Below are 19,446 nucleotides of genomic sequence, written 5' to 3'. Positions count from 1 at the left end.
TGCTCGTCTATACGCCCCCAGTGGACGCATGACGCGTCCGCTATAGATTCGTAAACGCCGCGTTTGGCCGCTCCCGTCGCTGGGGGCCAATTCCGGCAAAAGGAGAAGCGACATGAAACTGAATGAACTTTCCGACAATCCGGGCGCATCCAAGAAACGCATGCGCGTTGCCCGTGGCCCCGGCTCTGGCAAGGGCAAGATGGGTGGCCGTGGTATCAAAGGTCAAAAATCCCGTTCCGGCGTCTCGATCAATGGCTACGAAGGCGGCCAGATGCCGCTCTACCAACGTCTGCCCAAGCGTGGCTTCAACAAGCCGAACCGCAAGAGCTTTGCCGTTGTGAACCTGGGCCTGATCCAGAAATTCATCGACGCCAAGAAACTGGACGCAGGCAAGGCGATCGACGCCGCCGCGCTGGTTGCATCCGGTCTGGTGCGTCGCGAACTGGACGGCATTCGCGTGCTGGCCAAGGGCGACATCACGTCCAAGATCGACCTGCAGGTTGCAGGCGCGTCCAAATCTGCCGTTGAAGCGGTGGAAAAAGCGGGCGGCACCCTGACCGTCACAGCACCTGCGGCGGCAGCAGCCGAGTAATCGGACCTTAAGACTTGTGAGCGGGCCGCGACCCGCTTACATGTTCCTTCGAGTTTTCCCAGAACGCCGCCCGCCGGAAAACGGCCGGGGCGGCGTTTGCATAACAATAAAAGAGACCCCTCATGGTATCAGCCGTCGAAAACATGGCCGCCAACACCAGCTGGTCCGCATTGGGCAAGGCGACAGACCTGCGCAACCGGATCCTGTTCACGCTGGGTTTGCTGATCGTCTACCGGTTGGGCACCTTCATTCCGGTGCCGGGGATTGACGGCCAGGCGCTGCGCGATTTCATGGAAAGCGCGGGCCAGGGGATCGGCGGCATGGTGTCCATGTTCACCGGCGGGGCGCTGGGACGGATGGGCATCTTTGCCCTTGGGATCATGCCCTATATCTCGGCCTCGATCATCGTACAGCTGATGACCTCGATGGTGCCCGCGCTTGAGCAGCTCAAGAAAGAGGGCGAGCAGGGGCGCAAGAAGATCAACCAATACACGCGTTACGGCACGGTGGCGCTGGCGACCCTGCAGGCCTATGGGCTGGCGGTCAGCCTGGAGGCGGGCGACATTGCCGCCGATCCGGGGCTTTATTTCCGCATCGCCTGCATGATCACGCTGGTCGGCGGCACCATGTTCCTGATGTGGCTGGGTGAACAGATCACCTCGCGCGGGATCGGCAACGGCATTTCGCTGATCATCTTTGTCGGCATCATCGCCGAGGTTCCTGCCGCGATTGCACAGTTCTTTGCCTCTGGCCGGTCCGGCGCGATCAGCCCGGCGGTGATCATCGGCGTGCTGGTCATGGTGGTGCTCACGATCATGTTCGTCGTGTTCATGGAACGTGCGCTGCGCAAGATCCACATCCAGTATCCCCGCCGTCAGGTCGGGATGAAAATGTATGACGGCGGGTCCAGCCACCTGCCGGTCAAGGTGAACCCTGCGGGCGTGATCCCGGCGATCTTTGCCTCTTCACTGCTGCTGCTGCCGGTCACGATCAGCACGTTTTCGGGCAATTCCACCGGTCCGATCATGTCGATCCTGCTGGCGAATTTCGGCCCCGGTCAGCCGCTGTACCTGCTGTTCTTCATTTCGATGATCGTCTTCTTTGCGTATTTCTATACGTTCAACGTCAGCTTCAAACCTGACGAAGTCGCCGAAAACCTGAAAAGCCAGAACGGTTTTGTCCCCGGCATCCGTCCAGGCAAGAAGACGGCGGAATATCTTGAATACGTGGTGAACCGCATCCTGGTTCTGGGTTCTGCCTATCTGGCGCTGGTCTGTGTCCTGCCAGAGGTGCTGCGTGGTCAATTCGCGATCCCCTTCTATTTCGGCGGCACATCGGTGCTGATCGTTGTCTCTGTGACCATGGATACGATCCAGCAGGTTCAGAGCCACCTGCTCGCGCATCAGTACGAAGGTCTACTCGAAAAATCTCAGTTGCGCGGTAAAGGTGCCGGCAAAGGAAAACCACGCAAGAAACGGAGCCCCGTACGCCGATGAACATTATTCTCCTTGGACCGCCGGGCGCCGGCAAAGGCACGCAAGCACGCCATCTGGTTGAAACCCGCAACATGGTTCAGCTTTCCACCGGTGACATGCTGCGCGAGGCCAAGGATTCAGGCACCGAGATGGGCAAGATGGTCGCCGATGTCATGGCGCGTGGCGATCTGGTCACCGATGAGATCGTGATCGGCCTGATCCGCGAAAAGCTGGAAGGCGACAACAAGGGCGGTTTCATCTTTGACGGATTCCCCCGGACGCTGGCGCAGGCAGATGCGCTGTCGCTCCTGATGGAAGAGGTGGGCCAAACCATCGAACATGCGGTGGAACTGCAGGTCGATGATGATGTTCTGGTAGACCGCATCGTCGGCCGCGCCGAAGAGGCCCGCAAGGCAGGCCAGCCGGTGCGCGCGGATGACAATGCCGAAAGCCTGAAGGTGCGCCTGATGGCCTATTACAAACAGACCTCGCCGCTGATCGGCTATTACCACGCCAAGGGACTGCTGCGCGGTGTGGATGGCCTGGGTGCCATCGAGGATGTTCAGCGCAGCATTTCCGCGACTCTGGATTCCTGACGGGACTGTCTCCCGCATCTGATCCATGGACCGGCGCGCGGGATTATTCCGTCTGCGCGCCATGCCACCATCTGTTTCGCCATCAATTTGCCATGAATTTGACTGATCGTTGAATCGGATCCACGAAGAATCGTGGGCCGAACAGGGGCGTCAGACCCCTTCAAGGTGCGGGCAGAATGTCAGGCGAGCAGTTCCTCCTTTCCGGCAACCAGATTGCGAAGTTCTCGACCGCGCATGTCACCTTTCCCGGTGGCACCTCGACCATCAGGCTGAATGGCATCAAGACGCTGGGCGACGAGACCTCCCGCTTCTTCCTGATCCGCACTCAGGGCGAGGGTGAAACCATTGGCAATGGCCAGTTCTTTGCAATCCACGCCGCCGTTCCGAACGCTTCCGGCACGCTGGTGCCGTCGGCCACACCACTTATCTCTGCCAATTTCTCGACGCCGGATGCCTATAACAATACAGGCGCCGGGGACGACTACATCATCTTCGGCCTTTTCGGCGGCTCCAGGTTCGTCATCGACCTTGGCGGCTTTGCCGATGCCGGGACCGCCACATTCGTGCAGGGGCGCGATGTGCTGCCGGGCGGCAACGGGGAACTGGAGCTGTCGGATATCGCATCCGCCAACCCGGACGAGATTGTCTGTTTCTGCCGTGGCACGCCGATCCGCACGCCGGACGGGGAAGTGGCGGTAGAGAACCTGCGCCCGGGCGACATGGTGACGACCCTGGACAATGGCGCCCAGGCGATTCGCTGGATCGCGACCACGCGCGTCGCCCTGACCCCCGAAAATGCGGCACTTGCCCCCATCCGCTTGCGTGCCGGCGCGCTGGGGAAGGGCCTGCCGCTCTGCGAAATCATGGTGTCGCCCGCCCATCGCTTCCTGTTCTCCGGATCCCGGTGCGAATTGCTGCTGGCAACAGATCAGGCGCTGGTGGCCGCGCGCCATCTTGTCGAAGGCTCAGCGATCCAGGAGGTGCGCGACCTGGCGGAGGTCGAATACTGGCATTTCATGTGTGACCGGCACGAAATCGTCTTTGCGGCGGGCAGCGAAACCGAGAGCTTCAACCCAGGCGACCGGGCAGTCGGCGCGGTGGACGAACCCACCCGGCGCGAGCTGTTCCGCCTGTTTCCCGAATTGCGCAGCGGCGTTTTGCGTGGCATGTGGAAGACCGTTCGGCCCACTGTGCGGGCCTATGAGGCGCGTTTGCTCTGCGCCGCGATCTGACCTGGCGGGAAACCCCGATCGGGTTCGCGAAACCCCGCCGTGCCCGGCAAAACCGCTTGCATGTGGCGGAAGCGGGCCCATCGGGCAGTTCGTGCCTTGACCCTTGTCCGGATTGCCCGTAACCAGCCGTATCTTGACGACGAATCAATTTGCGGCAAGGGGGTTTCTCCGTTCCGCAAGATCACCTGATCAGCCAGGCCCGACGCGCCCAAATCGCATCGGGCTTATGTTGTGAAAAAAGGGTCCGGGATGACGGACCCGCAACGAAAAGGAATATGACACGTGGCACGTATTGCCGGCGTTAACATCCCGACTGCAAAGCGGGTTCCCATCGCCCTCACATATATCACCGGTATCGGCAACTCTTCGGCACGCGCGATCTGCGAAGCCGTTGGCATCGACCTGTCCCGCCGGGTCAACGAACTCAGCGACGCTGAAGTCCTGAAAGTGCGCGAGCACATCGACGAAAACTACACCGTCGAAGGTGACCTGCGTCGTGACACGCAGATGAACATCAAGCGCCTGATGGACCTTGGTTGCTACCGTGGCCTGCGCCACCGCCGCAACCTGCCGGTTCGCGGTCAGCGCACCCATACCAACGCACGCACACGCAAGGGCCCCGCAAAGGCCATTGCCGGCAAGAAGAAATAAGGGAGGGCTGAGAACATGGCACGCGATGCAAAACGCACCAAACGCAAGGTCTCCAAGAACATCGCCGCAGGTGTGGCGCATGTGAATTCGAGCTTCAACAACACCAAGATCCTGATTTCCGACGTTCAGGGCAATGCGATCAGCTGGTCCTCTGCCGGAACATGCGGTTTCAAAGGCTCGCGGAAATCCACACCCTATGCCGCCCAGATGGCTGCAGAGGATGCGGGCCGCAAGGCGCAGGAACATGGCGTGAAGACTCTGGAAGTCGAAGTTCAGGGGCCGGGTTCCGGCCGTGAGAGCGCCCTGCGCGCCCTGGCGGCTGCCGGTTTCAACATCACCTCGATCCGTGATGTGACACCGATGGCCCACAACGGCTGCCGTCCGCCCAAGCGCCGCCGCGTCTAAGCGCGACTTTATTGACGGGGCCGCGTGTTTTCACGCGGCCCCATACCGCTTTTTTGAAACCTCGAGCGTATCCGCCGACCGGACATGCGGCAGATACTAGGATGGAGGGACACATGATCCATAAGAACTGGGCCGAACTGATCAAGCCACAGCAGCTTGACGTAAAGCCGGGCAACGACCCCGCGCGTCAGGCCACCGTGGTTGCCGAACCGCTGGAGCGCGGTTTCGGTCTGACCATGGGCAACGCGCTGCGCCGCGTTCTGATGTCCTCGCTTCAGGGTGCCGCGATCTCCTCCGTGCAGATCGACAACGTGCTGCATGAATTCTCTTCGGTTGCCGGTGTCCGCGAAGATGTCACCGACATCGTCCTGAACCTCAAGGGTGTCTCGATCCGCATGGAAGTCGAAGGGCCCAAGCGCCTGTCGATCTCCGCCAAGGGTCCGGGGGTTGTCACCGCAGGCGACATCAGCGAATCCGCCGGTATCGAGATACTGAACCGCGATCACGTCATCTGTCACCTCGACGATGGTGCGGACGTCTACATGGAACTGACCGTCAACACCGGCAAGGGTTATGTCAGCGCTGACAAGAACAAGCCGGAAGATGCGCCCATCGGCCTGATCCCGATCGACGCGATCTATTCGCCGGTCAAGAAGGTCAGCTATGACGTGCAGCCCACCCGCGAGGGCCAGGTGCTGGACTATGACAAGCTGACCATGAAGGTGGAAACCGACGGGTCGATCACGCCGGATGACGCCGTGGCATTCGCCGCGCGCATCCTGCAGGATCAGCTGGGCATTTTCGTTAACTTCGACGAGCCGGAATCGGCCTCCCGTCAGGACGACGACGACGGTCTGGAATTCAACCCGTTGCTGCTCAAGAAAGTCGACGAGCTGGAGCTTTCGGTGCGTTCCGCGAACTGCCTGAAGAACGACAACATCGTCTACATCGGCGATCTGATCCAGAAGACCGAAGCAGAAATGCTGCGCACCCCGAACTTTGGCCGCAAATCCCTGAACGAGATCAAGGAAGTGCTGTCGGGCATGGGTCTGCACCTTGGCATGGACGTCGAGGACTGGCCGCCAGACAACATCGAAGATCTGGCCAAGAAGTTCGAAGACAACTTTTAAGAACCCGTAGGGTGCGCATTTATTGCGCACCTTGCACCCCGGGCATCCTGCCCTTTCATTGCCCGCCCGAGGGCGGACAACGACCGGGTTACGCGCCTCCCTCCGGGTGACGCTGACCCCAAGGAGAGTTGGCGCTACGCACGCCAGCCGGACAAAGCAAAATCGCCCGTAGAGGGCACATTAGGAGAAGAAATATGCGTCACGCACGTGGATACCGCCGCCTCAACCGCACACATGAGCACCGCAAGGCGCTCTGGGCAAACATGGCAGGCTCGCTCATTGAGCATGAACAGATCAAGACAACGCTGCCCAAGGCCAAGGAACTGCGCCCGATCATCGAAAAGATGATCACGCTGGCCAAGCGCGGCGATTTGCACGCCCGCCGTCAGGCGGCCGCGAAGCTCAAGCAGGACGCCTATGTGGCGAAACTGTTCGACATTCTCGGCCCGCGCTACAAGGACCGCCAGGGCGGTTACGTGCGCGTTCTCAAGGCGGGTTTCCGCTATGGCGACATGGCGCCGATGGCGATCATCGAATTCGTCGACCGCGACCGCGATGCCAAGGGTGCAGGCGACAAGGCCCGCCTGTCAGCGGAAGAAGCCGCGGAATAAGAATTTGCGCATTTTGCGCGTTGAAAGCCCTGCCTTCTGGCGGGGCTTTTTTTGCTGCCGTGGTGCAGGGATATTTATTGCCAAAAAGAGCAGGGGAGTTGCGCATTCCGCCCTCGCCGCGCATATCTGGGGCATGAGATATCTGTTGATGATCCTTGCCCTCGTGGCGGCGCCCGCGCTGGCCCAGCAGGTGCCGCAATCCGCCGCCCAGATGCAGCTCAGCTTCGTGCCCCTGGTCAAACAGGCGACACCTGCGGTGGTCAATATCTATGCCAAGATCATGGCCGCCCCGCGCCGCACACCGCTGCAAAGCGACCCGTTTTTCGAGCGTTTCTTCAGCGATCCGTTTTCAGAACGGCCCCGGGTCCAGAACTCGCTCGGTTCGGGTGTGATCCTCTCCGCCGACGGGATTGTCGTGTCGAATTATCATGTGGTCGGCATGGCAACGGAAATTCGCGTCGTGCTCAACGACCGTCGAGAGTATTCGGCGGAGGTCCTGCTGGGGGACGCAGAGGCCGATCTGGCCATATTGAAGATCAATGCGGAGGCGCCGCTGCCCTTTCTTGAACTGCGCGACAGCGAGACGGTGGAAGTGGGCGAACTGGCATTGGCCATCGGCAATCCCTTCGGTGTGGGCCAGACCGTGAGCAGCGGCATCGTATCGGGGCTTGCGCGCTCCGGTGCGGGGGGCGGCAATTCGGGGCTGGGGTATTTCATCCAGACCGATGCGCCGATCAACCCGGGCAACTCCGGCGGGGCGCTGATTGACATGGCCGGGCAGCTGATCGGCATCAACACGTCGATCCTGACACGGTCGGGCGGGTCCAATGGCATCGGTTTTGCCATCCCTGCCGACCTGGTCAAGGCCTTTGTCACGCAGGCCCGCGCGGGTGAGGTGGCCTTTGCCCGGCCCTGGGCCGGGATCAGCGGCCAGCCGGTGGACAGCGACATGGCGGGACCCCTGGGGCTGGACCGGGCCGGGGGGATCATCATCTCGGGCCTGCATGCGGCCAGTCCCTTTCTGGAGGCCGGTTTGCAGGTGGGGGATGTGATCACCCATGTGGGCGGCGCGCCGGTGCATACGCCCAATGAGATGATCTACCGGATGAGCGTTGCGGGCCTTGGCAGCCAGGCTCCGGTGCGCTTCCTGCGGGGCGGGGAGGAGAAAGAGGCCGATGTCTCGCTCATCGCCGCACCGGATGTGCCCGCGCGGGACGAGGAGGTGCTGCCTGCCCGCAGCATCCTGCCGGACATGCGGATCGCACGGGTGAACCCGGCGGTGATATCAGAGCTGAACCTGCCGCTGGAGGCAACGGGCGTTGTTGTCATGGACGCGGGCCGGTTCGGCCCCCGGGTCGGGCTGCGCAACGGCGATATCATCCTGTCGGTCAATGGCGTGGAGATCGAACACCCCGGGGACCTGCAGGCCCTGTTCGGTGGCCAGGTGCGGCAGTTTGAACTGCTGATCCAGCGCGGCGACCGTCGCAGCCTTCTGCGGTTTCGGGTCTGAGCGGTGGCAGATCTCTTCGATACCGGGGATGCAGAGGAAGGCGGCGGGCATCGCCCGCTGGCCGACCGGCTGCGGCCGCGCGCCATTTCCGAAGTCATTGGCCAGCGCAAGATCCTGGGGCCGGATGCGCCGCTGACGGTGATGCTGGGGTCGGGGGCGCTGTCCTCGCTGATTTTCTGGGGGCCTCCGGGGGTGGGCAAGACCACCATCGCGCGTCTGCTGGCGGATGAGACGGAGCTGCATTTTGTGCAGATCAGCGCTATTTTCAGCGGCGTGCCGGAGCTGCGCAAGGTCTTTGACGCGGCCAAGCTGCGGCGGCGGCAGGGGCAGGGGACCTTGCTGTTTGTCGACGAGATCCATCGTTTCAACAAGGCGCAGCAGGACGGGTTCCTGCCGCATATGGAGGATGGCACGATCCTGTTGGTGGGGGCGACCACCGAGAACCCCAGTTTCGAGCTGAACGCCGCGGTGCTGTCCCGCGCGCAGGTGCTGGTGCTGGAGCGGCTGACGGTTGACGATCTGGAGCTGATGGCCCGGCGGGCCGAGCAGGAGCTGGGGGTGGACCTGCCCTTGCAGCCCGACGCCCGCATGGCGCTTCTGGAGATGGCGGATGGCGACGGGCGGGCGCTGCTGAACCTGATCGAGCAGCTGGTGGCCTGGAAGGTCGAGGGCAAGCTGGACAAGGCATCGCTGGCGGCGCGGCTGATGCGGCGGGCGGCGCAATACGACAAGAGCGGCGATTCCCATTACAACCTGATCTCGGCGCTGCATAAATCGGTGCGCGGGTCGGACCCGGATGCGGCGCTCTATTGGTTTGCGCGGATGCTGGAAGGCGGCGAGGACCCGCGTTACCTCGCGCGGCGGATCACCCGCATGGCGGTGGAGGACATCGGGCTGGCCGATCCCCAGGCGCAGGCGGTCTGTCTGCAATCCTGGGAGACGTTCGAGCGTCTTGGCAGCCCGGAGGGCGAGCTGGCGCTGGCGCAGGCGGTGACCTATCTGGCGCTCGCGCCCAAGTCGAATGCGGCCTATGTGGCCTACAAGGGCGCACGGCGTGCGGCGAAGGAAACCGGATCGGCCCCGCCGCCCAAGCATATCCTGAACGCGCCCACGAAGATGATGAAGGAACAGGGCTATGGCGATGGCTATGCCTATGACCACGATGCCGAAGACGGGTTTTCAGGGCAGGATTACTTTCCCGAAGGGGTGGCGCGACAGGCGCTTTATGCCCCGGTTGAGCGGGGCTTCGAGCGGGAGTTGAAAAAGCGGCTGGAGTATTTCGCGAAGCTGAGGAGCAAGCGGGGTGGTGCCGAGTAATCCCGTGCCGGGCCTTCCGATGCCGAGACAGCAAGAAAGACATGTCATGTCGTCATTTTTGGAAAATCACGGGGTTCCGGTGCTTCCGGGTGCGGTGTGATCGCGACACAGACTGGCGTTGGCTGACGCGGGCTGGTGAAGACCGGCGCGGATTGTCAGGAAAAGGGGTCTCAATTGCGTGCAAATGCCGGGCAAGGGCGTGAATTCTTGACAATCGCCCCGCAAACCGTGACAGACGCCGCATGATTTCAACCTTGTCTCTTGTTGCGCTCGGCGGTGCCATCGGTGCCGCGCTGCGGTTCCTGTCCGGTGTCGCGATGCTGCGGCTGACCGGCCCGCAGGACTTTCCGCTCGCCATCATAACGGTGAACGTCGTCGGGTCCTTCCTGATGGGGGCTTTCGTGGTGTTTGCCGCGCACAAGGGGTTGACCCATTACAGCCCCTTCGTGATGACCGGGCTTCTGGGGGGATTTACCACCTTTTCCGCCTTTTCGCTGGAAACGGTCACCCTGATCGAACGCCAGGCCTATGGGCAGGCCGGGCTTTATGTATGCGCCTCCGTCGGATTGTCCGTGGCGGCTTTGATGCTGGGGCTCTGGGCCTCGCGGGGGATCCTGGGATGAGCAAGGTACAGACATTGACCGTGCAGGAAGGCGACGGCGATCAGCGCCTGGATCGCTGGTTCAAACGGCAGTTTCCGCAGATATCTCAAGGCCGCATCGACAAGATGTGCCGCAAGGGGGAGATCCGTGTCGATGGCGGCCGCGTCAAGGGGGCGACGCGCCTTGAGGTCGGCCAGCAGGTGCGCATCCCGCCCTTGCCGGACAGCGACGCCCCGCCGCCACCCAAGCGGACCCGCGTGACGGATGCGGATGCCAAGTTCATCCGCTCCTGCGTGATCTACCGCGATGATCATGTGATCGCGCTGAACAAACCGCCGGGCCTGCCGGTGCAGGGCGGCTCTGGCCAGTCTGACAGGCATGTGGATGCGCTGGCCGAGGCGCTGATGTTCGATCTGGATGAAAAGCCGCGTCTGGTGCATCGGCTGGACAAGGACACATCCGGTGTTCTGATCATGGCGCGCACCCGGTCGGTAGCACAGGCGCTGACGGCGAATTTCCGGCACCGCGAGACGCGCAAGATCTACTGGGCGGCCATCGCAGGTGTGCCGCATCCCAAGAACGGACAGATCAAGTTCGGGCTGGTCAAGGCTGGCGGTCACGGGGCGCGCGGTGAAGGCGAAAAGATGATCGCGGTGCATCCCGCCGACATCGACAGCACCGAAGGGGCCAAGCGGGCCACCACCGATTACGCGGTTCTGGCGCAGGCGGGCAGCCGCACCTGCTGGGCCGCGCTGATCCCGGTGACGGGCCGCACCCATCAGCTGCGGGCACATATGGCCGAGATCGGGCATCCCATCGTGGGTGACGGCAAATACGGCGGCTCGGGCCAGGACAACCCCGGTGACGGTTGGGGTGCGCAACTGGGGGGCGATATCTCCAAGAAGCTGCACCTGCATGCGCGCAGCCTGACGGTGGAGCATCCGGTGACCAAAGCGGTCCTGAAACTGGTGGCCCCCTTGCCCGATCATATGGCCCGCACCTGGGAGACGTTCCAGTGGTCTCCCGCCGATGTGCCGGACGATCCGTTCGAGGAAGGCTGGGGATGAGCGACGCGCCCCTCAGCCTGGTGATTTTCGACGTGGACGGCACATTGGTCGACAGCCAGGGCGATATCCTGGCGGCCATGGCGGCGGCATTCGGGGCTGTAGGCCAGCCCTTGCCGCAACGGGCAGAGCTTCTGGGGATCGTCGGGCTTTCGCTGGATGTGGCGATGGCCCGGCTTGTACCGGCATTGGAAGCCGTTGATCATGAGCGCATGGTCGGGGCCTACAAGGCCGCCTATATGGACTTGCGGGCGACAGCAGGCGTGGCGCAGTCTTCGCCGCTTTATCCCGGTGCTCTGGCGGCCCTGCAATTGCTGCAGGACAGGGATGATGTGCTGCTGGGCATTGCCACCGGCAAATCCAAGCGGGGGCTGGACAAGCTGATCGAGGGGCACGGGCTGGAGGGCATGTTCCAGACCCTGCAATGCGCCGATTTCCACCCCTCCAAACCGCATCCTTCCATGCTGCTGGCCGCCCTGTCCGAGACGGGGATCGCTGCGGAGCGGGCGGTGATGGTGGGCGATACGAGTTTTGACATGGACATGGCCCATGCCGCAGGGATTGCGGGGGTCGGCGTTGGCTGGGGTTACCATGACCGCCAGCGCCTGACCCGCGCGGGTCAGGTGATCGACAGTTTCGATGCCCTGCCCGCTGCGTTGGACCTGATCTGGGGGGTAGCCGCGTGAGCGACTGGAAAGCCAAGAGGTTCTGGAAACAGGCGGCAGTTGTGCCCGCCGCAAGCGGATTTGCGGTCGAACTGGACGGCAGGCCGGTCAAGACACCGGCGAAGCAGCCGCTGTTCCTGCCCACCGAAGAGATGGCCAGGGCCGTCGCCGCCGAATGGGACGCGCAGGAAGGGGTGATCAACCCGAACCTGATGCCGGTCACCAAGACCGCGAATTCGGCGATCGACAAGGTTGCGGTGCAGCACGCCGAAGTGGCGGACATGCTGGCCGACTACGGCGATGCCGACCTTCTGTGCTACCGTGCCGAAGCGCCGGAGGAACTGGTGGCGCGGCAGGCGGCGCATTGGGACCCGATGCTGGATTGGGCTGCCGAAGTGCTGGGTGCGCGGCTGGAGCCCCGCAGCGGCATCATGCACAAGCCGCAGGACCCCGCCGCCCTGGACACCCTGCGCGCCCGCACCCATGCCTTGAACAATTTTGAACTGGCCGCCTTTCACGATCTGGTCAGCCTCTCTGGGTCCCTTGTCCTGGGCTTCGCCGCAACCCTCGGCGCGCGCGATACAGAGGTCCTGTGGGACATTTCACGGCTTGACGAGGCATGGCAGGCAGAACAATGGGGCCGCGACGATGCCGCCGAAGCGCTGGCGGAAGTCAAGAAAGCGGCCTTTTTGCATGCCAGCCGGATGTTTGCCCTGAGTCAGGCCGATTAGCGTCAATGCAGAGCGTTCTGAGACCGCATTCGTGTCAATCGGTCGAAAACCCGGGGGCTAACCCTTGACCTTTTTGCGGGAATCCGAGCACATTAGCCTACACTGAGCATGGGAACTCCTGCACAGTATCGCCTCCGGCATCGAATTGTCGGATCAACCGTCCAAAACGTGGCGGATTATCAGGAAGAGGTAAAAATGAACAAATCTATGATTTTTGGTGCGTTGACCGTTGCGGGTCTGGCTGCCGGCGCTGCCGGCGCAGCTACGCTTGACGATGTCAAGGCACGCGGCAAACTCAACTGTGGCGTGACAACCGGTCTGATCGGTTTCGCGGCACCGGACGCCAACGGTGAATGGAAAGGCTTTGACGTTGCGGTATGCCGCGCTGTCGCCGCTGCCGTTCTGGGGGATGCGACAGCTGTCGAATTCGTCCCGACAACCGGCAAGACACGCTTTACCGCGCTGGCATCCGGCGAAATCGACGTGCTGGCCCGTAACACCACATGGACCTTCTCGCGCGATGTCGACCTGAAATTCGACTTTATCGGCGTCAACTACTACGACGGTCAGGGCTTCATGGTGCCCAAGGCGCTGGGCGTATCCTCGGCCAAGGATTTGGACGGCGCGACCGTCTGCATCCAGACCGGCACAACCACCGAGCTGAACCTCGCGGACTTCTTCCGCGTGAACAACATCAGCTATGAGCCGGTGCCGATCGAAACCAACGCCGAAGCGCAGCAGCAGTACCTTGCCGGTGCCTGCGACGTCTACACAACAGACGCCTCCGGCCTCGCGGCGACACGTGCCGCCTTCGAAAACCCGGGCGATCACGTCCTGCTGCCTGAAATCGTCTCGAAAGAGCCGCTGGGCCCGCTGGTCCGTCACGGCGACAGCGAATGGGGCGATGTGGTCCGCTGGACCCTGAACGCGCTGATCGCAGCCGAAGAACTGGGCGTCTCCTCTGCAAACGTCGGTGAAATGGCTTCCTCGACCAACAACCCCGAAATCGCGCGCCTGCTGGGCACCGAAGGGGAACTGGGCGCCATGCTGGGCCTGGACGCAGATTGGGCCAAGCGCGCCATCGAAACCCAAGGCAACTACGGCGAGATCTTTGCCAAGAACATCGGCGAAGACACACCCATCGGCCTGGCACGCGGGCTGAACGCCCAGTGGACAGACGGTGGCCTGCTCTACAGCCCGCCGTTCCGCTAAACAGAACTGCCGGAGGGCGCGGAACATTCCGCGCCTTTCGCACCTGATGGCACCAAATCAGCGCGATGCGGTGCCTGCGACCAATAATGACCCTGCCGCATGTGCCACAAAGGCACAGTGAAAAAAATCAAGGCATGGGACACAGGGAAAAATCTGATGACAACACTCACCGACCCTCCGAAGGAGTCGTTCCGGCTCTCTATGCTGTTGAACGATACACGCTATCGGTCGCTGACAATGCAGGCCATCGCGGCCCTGCTGCTGGCACTTGCGATTGTTTATCTCGGCAACAACCTGATCCAGAACCTGCGGGCTGCAGGGCTGAACATCTCCTACGGGTTTCTCGGCAGCGCCTCGAACTATGATATCAACCAGACGCTGATCGAATACAGCAGCCGGTCCACGCACCTCAGAGCGGCTGTCGTCGGCATTCTCAACACGCTGCTGGTTGCATTCCTGGCCTGTGTGACCGCGACGGTCTTTGGCGTGCTCGCCGGTGTCCTGCGCCTGTCGCCGAACTGGCTGGTGCGCAAGCTGATGGCAGTCTACGTGGAAATCTTCCGCAACATTCCCGTGCTGATCTGGATCATCATCATCTTCACCGTGATGACCGCCTCGATGCCTGCACCCAGCGCCTTCCGGGGCGAGGATCCGGCGTCTTCGATGTTGTTGGGCGCCTTCGCCTTTACCAACCGCGGTGTCTATGTGCCCGCGCCGGTCTGGGGGGCAGGGTCCCTGGTGGTTGTCGTTGTCTTTATCCTGTCCATTATCGGGGTCTTTGCCTATCGCCGCTATGCGACGAAGCTGCTGTACGACACGGGCAGGCTCTTGCCGATGTTCTGGCCTTCGGTCGGGATATTGCTGCTGCCCGCAATCCTTGCCTATTTCATCATGGGGTCCCCCATCAGCCTGGACTACCCGGAACTGCGGGGCTTCAACTTTGGCGGCGGGATCAAGATCGGTGCACCGCTGATCGCGCTCTGGTTCGCCCTGTCGATCTATACCGGTGCCTTCATCGCGGAAAACGTGCGCGCGGGCATCCAGGCTGTGTCCAAGGGCCAGACAGAGGCCGCCGCGGCCCTGGGCCTGCGCCCCGGACGGGTGATGAACCTGGTGGTCCTGCCACAGGCGCTGCGGGTGATCATCCCGCCGCTGATTTCGCAATATCTCAACATCACCAAGAACTCATCGCTGGCGATTGCTGTGGGCTATGCCGATGTGACGGCGACGCTGGGCGGCATCACGCTGAACCAGACGGGCCGGGCCATCGAATGTGTCCTGTTGCTGATGCTGTTCTATCTCACGATCTCGCTTCTGATCTCGGCGTTCATGAACGTCTACAACAATGCCAACAAGCTGAAGGAGCGCTGAGATGTCGGACACACATGCACAATCCGTCGCTTTCGTCCGCGAAACAGCCATTCCGCCCTCAGCACCGCCCTCGACTGCGGCAGGGCCGATCAAATGGGTGCGGGACAACCTGTTTCCCACCTGGGCCAATGCGCTGCTCACGGTCGCTGCACTTTATGTGATCTGGCTGGTCCTGTCCTCGACCCTGCCCTGGATCCTGGGTGGCGTCTGGAACACCAACAGCCTGGCCGCCTGCCGCGAGGTTCTCGATGGCCGGTCCGCTGCCTGTTTCTCCGTGCTGACGGAGCGGTGGCACCAGTTGCTTTACGGCTTCAAGTATCCGTCGGAACTGTATTGGCGGCCCAACCTGGCGCTGCTGATGCTGTTCTTTGCTGCGGCACCGGTGTTGTTCTTTGACCTGCCGCGCAAGCTGCTGATCTTTACCGGGCTCTATCCCTTCATCGCCTATTGGCTGATCTGGGGCGGCACCATCCTTGCGCCGCTGGTGGCGCTGCTGGGCTTCATCGTGGGCTACCTCGTCTATGCACGGTTTGTCAAAACCAGCTTTGCCCAGGGGTTTCTGGGCGGGATCGCTGCGGCGGTTCTGGTCTGGGCAATCGGTGGCTACCTGATTCCGGCAGGCGCATCGGCCAGTGCCATGCTGGAACCGATCCCCAGCAGGGACCTCGGCGGCTTCATGCTGAACCTGATGCTGGGCGTGACCTGCGTGTCGCTGTCCCTGCCCATCGGCATCGCGCTGGCGCTGGGGCGTCAGTCGAACCTGCCGCTGATCAAGGGCATCTGCGTTGTCTTCATCGAGTTCATTCGCGGCGTGCCGCTGATCACCTTGCTGTTCGTGGCAAGCGTGATGCTGGCCTATTTCTTTCCGCCGGAATCCACCGTGGACCTGTTCCTGCGGGTGGTGATCATGATCACCATGTTCTCCTCGGCCTATATCGCCGAGGTGATCCGGGGCGGTCTGGCTGCCCTGCCCAAGGGGCAGAACGAGGCGGCGGATTCGCTGGGGCTGGATTATGCGCAGGCCATTCGCCTGATCATTCTGCCGCAGGCGCTCAAGATATCCATCCCCGGCATCGTGAACATCGCGGTGGGCCTGTTCAAGGACACCACGCTGGTCTCGGTCATCTCGCTGTTTGACATCGTGGGCATGATCCGGGGTCCGATCCTGGCCTCGACGGACTGGAACGGGGTCTATTGGGAACTTCTGATGTTCGCCTCGATCCTCTTCTTTGTCGTCTGTTACGGCATTTCGCAATATTCGCAGTGGCTGGAACGCCGCCTTGCGACAGATCATCGTTAAGAAAGGGCTGACACATGGCCACTGCAACACAAATGAAAGTATCGGACGAGATCGCGATCTCGATCCAGAACATGAACAAATGGTACGGCACCTTCCATGTGCTGCGCGACATCGACCTGACGGTCTACCGGGGTGAGCGGATCGTGATCTGCGGGCCATCGGGGTCCGGCAAATCGACACTGATCCGCTGCATCAACGCGCTGGAGGAGCATCAGAAGGGCCGGATCGAAGTGGACGGCACCGTGCTGTCCTCGGACCTCAAGAACATCGACAAGATCCGGTCCGAGGTCGGCATGTGCTTTCAGCACTTCAACCTCTTCCCGCATCTGACCATCCTGGAAAACTGCACGCTGGCCCCGATCTGGGTACGCAAGACGCCCAAGAAGGAAGCCGAAGAGACGGCGATGCATTTCCTGGAAAAGGTGAAGATCCCCGATCAGGCCGACAAATACCCCGGCCAGCTTTCGGGTGGTCAGCAACAACGTGTCGCCATCGCCCGCAGCCTGTGCATGCGTCCGCGCATCATGCTGTTTGATGAGCCCACATCGGCGCTGGACCCCGAGATGATCAAGGAGGTTCTCGACACGATGATCGAACTTGCCGAAGAAGGCATGACCATGCTCTGCGTGACGCATGAGATGGGCTTTGCCCGTCAGGTGGCGAACCGGGTGATCTTCATGGATCAGGGCCAGATCGTCGAACAGAACGAACCGGAAGAGTTCTTCAACAACCCGCAATCGCCGCGGACCCAGTTGTTCCTGAGCCAGATCCTCGGTCATTGACCACGGGGAAGGGCAGCCGCCCGACCTGCACAATGCTTCAAAGGGCGTCTGCGATCAGCAGGCGCCCTTACAGCGTCCCGCCTTTAACCTGATACTCTCAGTATCGCCGATGTCCCGAGAGCGCGAAGCGCGGCAGGGTATCGGCGGTTCAAGTGTAAGGCGGTGCGCCCTTAGTGCGAAAGGTCGCGTGGCACGACAAAGGCGGCGGGATGGCCCTTGCCCCAGCCCACGAGCGACCACATGTCCTGATCGAAATCCGCAACCAGCGTCGCACCGGTTGGAAAGCCGATGAACTGCGGATGATCCGGCGCGGTGGCAAGGATTTCATCGGCACACATGCCGACCCCGGGATTATGCCCCAGCACCAGCACCGAATTGCCCGTTGCCCGCTGCAACAGGCTCAGGATCTGGTCCAGCGATGCGAGGTAGAGCTTGCGGGTGATCGTGGTCTTGATCCCGCCGGGCAGGTTCAATCCCGCCAGAGTCTCCTGTGTCCGCACCGCCGATGAACATAACACCTCGTCCGGCACAAAGGCCTGATCCCGCAACCAATTGCCAAGCGCGGGCGCATTCGCCCGGCCCCGGTCGTTCAGGGTGCGGTCGTGGTCGATCAGGGCTTCGCCCGACCAGTCGGATTTTGCGTGGCGCATCAGGATCAGGCGTTTCATGTCAGGCCCCTTTGAATTGGCGCATGTGATATTCGGATTGCGCAGGCAGGCGGCCAAAACGCTGAGAGACCGGGCAGGCCCTGCGCACCCGGCAGCCCCCGGTAAGACAGTCCTGTCCGGCCGCCATTTCCAGATATGCCTTGCACGCCGGTACGTCGTAGCCCGCCGGCGTCAGCGCGGCAACGGGGCAGGCGGTGACGCAGGGCGTTGCGGCGCAAGTCTGGCAGGGCGAGGGCGGGCTGTCGGGCAGGTCTATATGCGCCTGCAAGGCCAGCGCGCCCCGGAAAGAGACCATCAGCCCCGCCGTGTCATGGACCAGGAATTGCACCGGCGCGGCATGGACCCGCCCGCTGCGCAGGGCCCAGCTGTAGAACGGCAGATAGGGCGGTCCGCCAAAAGGGTAAAGCGCCTGCGCCCCAAGCGTTTCCGCCCAGGCGCCGATCACCCGGCGCGACCAGCGGTCCATCGGGTCGGGGGCGCCGTCCAGGGCCTCGGGGCTGTCTTGGTACGCGGGCCAGAATGCAGGCTCATCGGGGCCAAGCAACAGGATGGTTCGGCAGGCTTGCGGGACATCGTCACCGGCGTCGGGGTGAAAGCCGCCAAGGATGCTCAGGTGACGCGCGCGGGCGCTTTTCTGAAGCGCCGCGAAAGTCATCCCTGCCGGATGATGCTGCCCGCACCGTGTTCGGTAAAAAGCTCCAGCAGGCAGGCGTTGGGAGCGCGTCCGTCCAGGATGACGGCGGCACGCACGCCACCCTCCAGCGCATCCAGGGCGGTAACGGTCTTTGGGATCATGCCCCCGGCGATGGTGCCATCAGCGACCATTTCGCGGATCTGCGCCGCAGTCAGCTCGGTCAGCACTTCACCCTCGGCATTCTTGACACCGGCCACATCGGTCAGCAGCAAAAGCCGGTCGGCCTTGAGCGCGGCGGCAATGGCCCCGGCGGCGGTATCGCCGTTGATGTTGAAGGTCTCGCCCCCGTCGCCCATGCCCAGGGGCGCGATCACCGGGATGATCCCCTTGTCCGCCATGTCGCGCAGGATGCGCGGGTTCACGCGGGTCGGCCTGCCCACCAGACCCAGACGCGGGTCCTCGTGTTCGCAGACGATTAGGCCGGAATCCTTGCCTGACAGGCCCACGGCGCGGCCGCCCTGTTCGGAAATCGCCTGCACGATGCGCGCATTCACCAGGCCGGAGAGAACCATTTCGACAACTTCCATCGTCGCCTCGTCGGTGACCCTTTGGCCGTCGACGAATTCGGACTGGATGTTCAGCCGCTTGAGCATGGCGTTGATCATCGGCCCGCCACCATGCACGATCACCGGGTTGACCCCGACCTGCCGCATCAGGGTGACATCGCGGGCGAATTCATCCATCGCCTCGTCGCTGCCCATGGCGTGGCCGCCCAGCTTGATCACGACGGTGGCATCGGCATAGCGCTGCATATAGGGCAGGGCCTGGCTGAGGGTCTTGGCGGTGGCGATCCAGTCGCGGTTCATGTCTTGTTTTCTCATGCCTTGGGTTCCGGGAA

General features: G+C 62.4%; 21 protein-coding genes. 18 read left to right on the top strand and 3 right to left on the bottom strand.

Going from position 1 to position 19,446, the window contains the following annotated elements; all coding sequences use genetic code 11:
- The first annotated feature begins 112 nt into the window (after positions 1-112).
- The 18 genes from rplO to ACWNZ3_RS15940 all read left to right on the top strand — a co-directional run bounded on the left by rplO (position 113) and on the right by ACWNZ3_RS15940 (position 17,246).
- A complete protein-coding gene (gene rplO, locus ACWNZ3_RS16025; protein WP_114273601.1) occupies positions 113-592 on the top strand; it encodes a 50S ribosomal protein L15 in 480 nt (159 codons plus the stop codon).
- 122 nt (positions 593-714) lie between these two features.
- A complete protein-coding gene (gene secY / locus ACWNZ3_RS16020; protein ID WP_269365857.1) occupies positions 715-2,088 on the top strand; it encodes a preprotein translocase subunit SecY in 1,374 nt (457 codons plus the stop codon).
- Positions 2,085-2,663, top strand: a complete 579-nt coding sequence (locus ACWNZ3_RS16015; protein WP_269365858.1) for an adenylate kinase — start codon at positions 2,085-2,087, stop codon at positions 2,661-2,663. The genes secY and ACWNZ3_RS16015 overlap by 4 nt, the downstream gene beginning before the upstream one ends.
- Before the next feature lie 176 nt (positions 2,664-2,839).
- Positions 2,840-3,895, top strand: a complete 1,056-nt coding sequence (locus tag ACWNZ3_RS16010) for a Hint domain-containing protein (protein ID WP_496900576.1) — start codon at positions 2,840-2,842, stop codon at positions 3,893-3,895.
- 282 nt (positions 3,896-4,177) lie between these two features.
- A complete protein-coding gene (gene rpsM, locus ACWNZ3_RS16005; protein ID WP_067296723.1) occupies positions 4,178-4,546 on the top strand; it encodes a 30S ribosomal protein S13 in 369 nt (122 codons plus the stop codon).
- Positions 4,547-4,561: 15 nt separating this feature from the next.
- A complete protein-coding gene (rpsK, locus tag ACWNZ3_RS16000; RefSeq protein ID WP_067296725.1) occupies positions 4,562-4,951 on the top strand; it encodes a 30S ribosomal protein S11 in 390 nt (129 codons plus the stop codon).
- A gap of 113 nt (positions 4,952-5,064) precedes the next feature.
- Positions 5,065-6,081 carry a DNA-directed RNA polymerase subunit alpha gene (locus ACWNZ3_RS15995; protein WP_067296727.1) on the top strand — a complete coding sequence of 339 codons (1,017 nt, stop codon included), beginning with the start codon at positions 5,065-5,067 and terminating at the stop codon, positions 6,079-6,081.
- A gap of 194 nt (positions 6,082-6,275) precedes the next feature.
- Entirely contained in the window at positions 6,276-6,692 is a 417-nt protein-coding gene (gene rplQ, locus ACWNZ3_RS15990) for a 50S ribosomal protein L17 (protein ID WP_496900575.1), read from the top strand.
- 133 nt (positions 6,693-6,825) lie between these two features.
- Positions 6,826-8,202 (top strand): trypsin-like peptidase domain-containing protein, encoded by a 1,377-nt coding sequence (locus ACWNZ3_RS15985; RefSeq protein ID WP_496900574.1) that lies wholly within the window; start codon positions 6,826-6,828, stop codon positions 8,200-8,202.
- A 3-nt stretch (positions 8,203-8,205) separates the two neighbouring features.
- Positions 8,206-9,519, top strand: a complete 1,314-nt coding sequence (locus ACWNZ3_RS15980; RefSeq protein WP_269365866.1) for a replication-associated recombination protein A — start codon at positions 8,206-8,208, stop codon at positions 9,517-9,519.
- A gap of 242 nt (positions 9,520-9,761) precedes the next feature.
- The gene (crcB, locus tag ACWNZ3_RS15975) at positions 9,762-10,142 is read left to right on the top strand and encodes a fluoride efflux transporter CrcB (RefSeq protein WP_114273595.1); all 381 of its coding nucleotides are present in this window, start codon (positions 9,762-9,764) and stop codon (positions 10,140-10,142) included.
- The gene (locus ACWNZ3_RS15970; RefSeq protein ID WP_114273594.1) at positions 10,139-11,188 is read left to right on the top strand and encodes an RluA family pseudouridine synthase; all 1,050 of its coding nucleotides are present in this window, start codon (positions 10,139-10,141) and stop codon (positions 11,186-11,188) included. The genes crcB and ACWNZ3_RS15970 overlap by 4 nt, the downstream gene beginning before the upstream one ends.
- A complete protein-coding gene (locus ACWNZ3_RS15965; protein WP_496900573.1) occupies positions 11,185-11,871 on the top strand; it encodes an HAD-IA family hydrolase in 687 nt (228 codons plus the stop codon). The genes ACWNZ3_RS15970 and ACWNZ3_RS15965 overlap by 4 nt, the downstream gene beginning before the upstream one ends.
- On the top strand, positions 11,868-12,581 hold the full coding sequence (locus ACWNZ3_RS15960) for an ATP12 family chaperone protein (protein ID WP_496900572.1): 714 nt from the start codon (positions 11,868-11,870) through the stop codon (positions 12,579-12,581). The genes ACWNZ3_RS15965 and ACWNZ3_RS15960 overlap by 4 nt, the downstream gene beginning before the upstream one ends.
- A gap of 195 nt (positions 12,582-12,776) precedes the next feature.
- On the top strand, positions 12,777-13,793 hold the full coding sequence (locus tag ACWNZ3_RS15955; protein ID WP_269365872.1) for an amino acid ABC transporter substrate-binding protein: 1,017 nt from the start codon (positions 12,777-12,779) through the stop codon (positions 13,791-13,793).
- A gap of 156 nt (positions 13,794-13,949) precedes the next feature.
- Positions 13,950-15,164 carry an amino acid ABC transporter permease gene (locus ACWNZ3_RS15950; protein ID WP_496900571.1) on the top strand — a complete coding sequence of 405 codons (1,215 nt, stop codon included), beginning with the start codon at positions 13,950-13,952 and terminating at the stop codon, positions 15,162-15,164.
- A gap of 1 nt (position 15,165) precedes the next feature.
- Positions 15,166-16,464, top strand: a complete 1,299-nt coding sequence (locus ACWNZ3_RS15945) for an amino acid ABC transporter permease (protein ID WP_269365874.1) — start codon at positions 15,166-15,168, stop codon at positions 16,462-16,464.
- A 14-nt stretch (positions 16,465-16,478) separates the two neighbouring features.
- Entirely contained in the window at positions 16,479-17,246 is a 768-nt protein-coding gene (locus ACWNZ3_RS15940) for an amino acid ABC transporter ATP-binding protein (protein WP_269365875.1), read from the top strand.
- Between the two features lie 170 nt (positions 17,247-17,416).
- Here the strand turns inward: ACWNZ3_RS15940 and ACWNZ3_RS15935 are convergent, their stop codons facing one another.
- Genes ACWNZ3_RS15935 through argB form a run of 3 tightly spaced genes read right to left on the bottom strand, consistent with a single transcriptional unit; the run spans position 17,417 to position 19,429 of the window.
- A complete protein-coding gene (locus ACWNZ3_RS15935) occupies positions 17,417-17,914 on the bottom strand; it encodes a SixA phosphatase family protein (RefSeq protein WP_274575921.1) in 498 nt (165 codons plus the stop codon).
- Between the two features lies 1 nt (position 17,915).
- Positions 17,916-18,569: a ferredoxin gene (locus tag ACWNZ3_RS15930; protein WP_496900570.1), complete on the bottom strand. Its 654-nt coding sequence runs from the start codon at positions 18,567-18,569 to the stop codon at positions 17,916-17,918.
- The gene (gene argB / locus ACWNZ3_RS15925) at positions 18,566-19,429 is read right to left on the bottom strand and encodes an acetylglutamate kinase (RefSeq protein WP_205388138.1); all 864 of its coding nucleotides are present in this window, start codon (positions 19,427-19,429) and stop codon (positions 18,566-18,568) included. The genes ACWNZ3_RS15930 and argB overlap by 4 nt, the downstream gene beginning before the upstream one ends.
- Positions 19,430-19,446 lie beyond the last annotated feature (17 nt).

This window comes from Sulfitobacter sp. IGS-18 (genome assembly GCF_059628195.1).
The sequence above is the reverse complement of the archived record's forward strand: the minus strand, read 5'-3'. Positions and strand labels throughout refer to the sequence as shown.

Coding starts and splice junctions, on each gene's coding strand:
- ACWNZ3_RS15970 (WP_114273594.1), top strand. CDS start 10,139: ATGAGCAAGGTACAGACATTGACCGTGCAGGAAGGCGACGGCGATCAG.
- ACWNZ3_RS15965 (WP_496900573.1), top strand. CDS start 11,185: ATGAGCGACGCGCCCCTCAGCCTGGTGATTTTCGACGTGGACGGCACA.
- secY (WP_269365857.1), top strand. CDS start 715: ATGGTATCAGCCGTCGAAAACATGGCCGCCAACACCAGCTGGTCCGCA.
- ACWNZ3_RS15950 (WP_496900571.1), top strand. CDS start 13,950: ATGACAACACTCACCGACCCTCCGAAGGAGTCGTTCCGGCTCTCTATG.
- ACWNZ3_RS15935 (WP_274575921.1), bottom strand. CDS start 17,914: ATGAAACGCCTGATCCTGATGCGCCACGCAAAATCCGACTGGTCGGGC.
- crcB (WP_114273595.1), top strand. CDS start 9,762: ATGATTTCAACCTTGTCTCTTGTTGCGCTCGGCGGTGCCATCGGTGCC.
- rplO (WP_114273601.1), top strand. CDS start 113: ATGAAACTGAATGAACTTTCCGACAATCCGGGCGCATCCAAGAAACGC.
- ACWNZ3_RS15955 (WP_269365872.1), top strand. CDS start 12,777: ATGAACAAATCTATGATTTTTGGTGCGTTGACCGTTGCGGGTCTGGCT.
- ACWNZ3_RS15940 (WP_269365875.1), top strand. CDS start 16,479: ATGGCCACTGCAACACAAATGAAAGTATCGGACGAGATCGCGATCTCG.
- rplQ (WP_496900575.1), top strand. CDS start 6,276: ATGCGTCACGCACGTGGATACCGCCGCCTCAACCGCACACATGAGCAC.
- ACWNZ3_RS15945 (WP_269365874.1), top strand. CDS start 15,166: ATGTCGGACACACATGCACAATCCGTCGCTTTCGTCCGCGAAACAGCC.
- ACWNZ3_RS16010 (WP_496900576.1), top strand. CDS start 2,840: ATGTCAGGCGAGCAGTTCCTCCTTTCCGGCAACCAGATTGCGAAGTTC.
- rpsK (WP_067296725.1), top strand. CDS start 4,562: ATGGCACGCGATGCAAAACGCACCAAACGCAAGGTCTCCAAGAACATC.
- ACWNZ3_RS15930 (WP_496900570.1), bottom strand. CDS start 18,569: ATGACTTTCGCGGCGCTTCAGAAAAGCGCCCGCGCGCGTCACCTGAGC.
- ACWNZ3_RS16015 (WP_269365858.1), top strand. CDS start 2,085: ATGAACATTATTCTCCTTGGACCGCCGGGCGCCGGCAAAGGCACGCAA.
- ACWNZ3_RS15995 (WP_067296727.1), top strand. CDS start 5,065: ATGATCCATAAGAACTGGGCCGAACTGATCAAGCCACAGCAGCTTGAC.
- ACWNZ3_RS15985 (WP_496900574.1), top strand. CDS start 6,826: ATGAGATATCTGTTGATGATCCTTGCCCTCGTGGCGGCGCCCGCGCTG.
- argB (WP_205388138.1), bottom strand. CDS start 19,429: ATGAGAAAACAAGACATGAACCGCGACTGGATCGCCACCGCCAAGACC.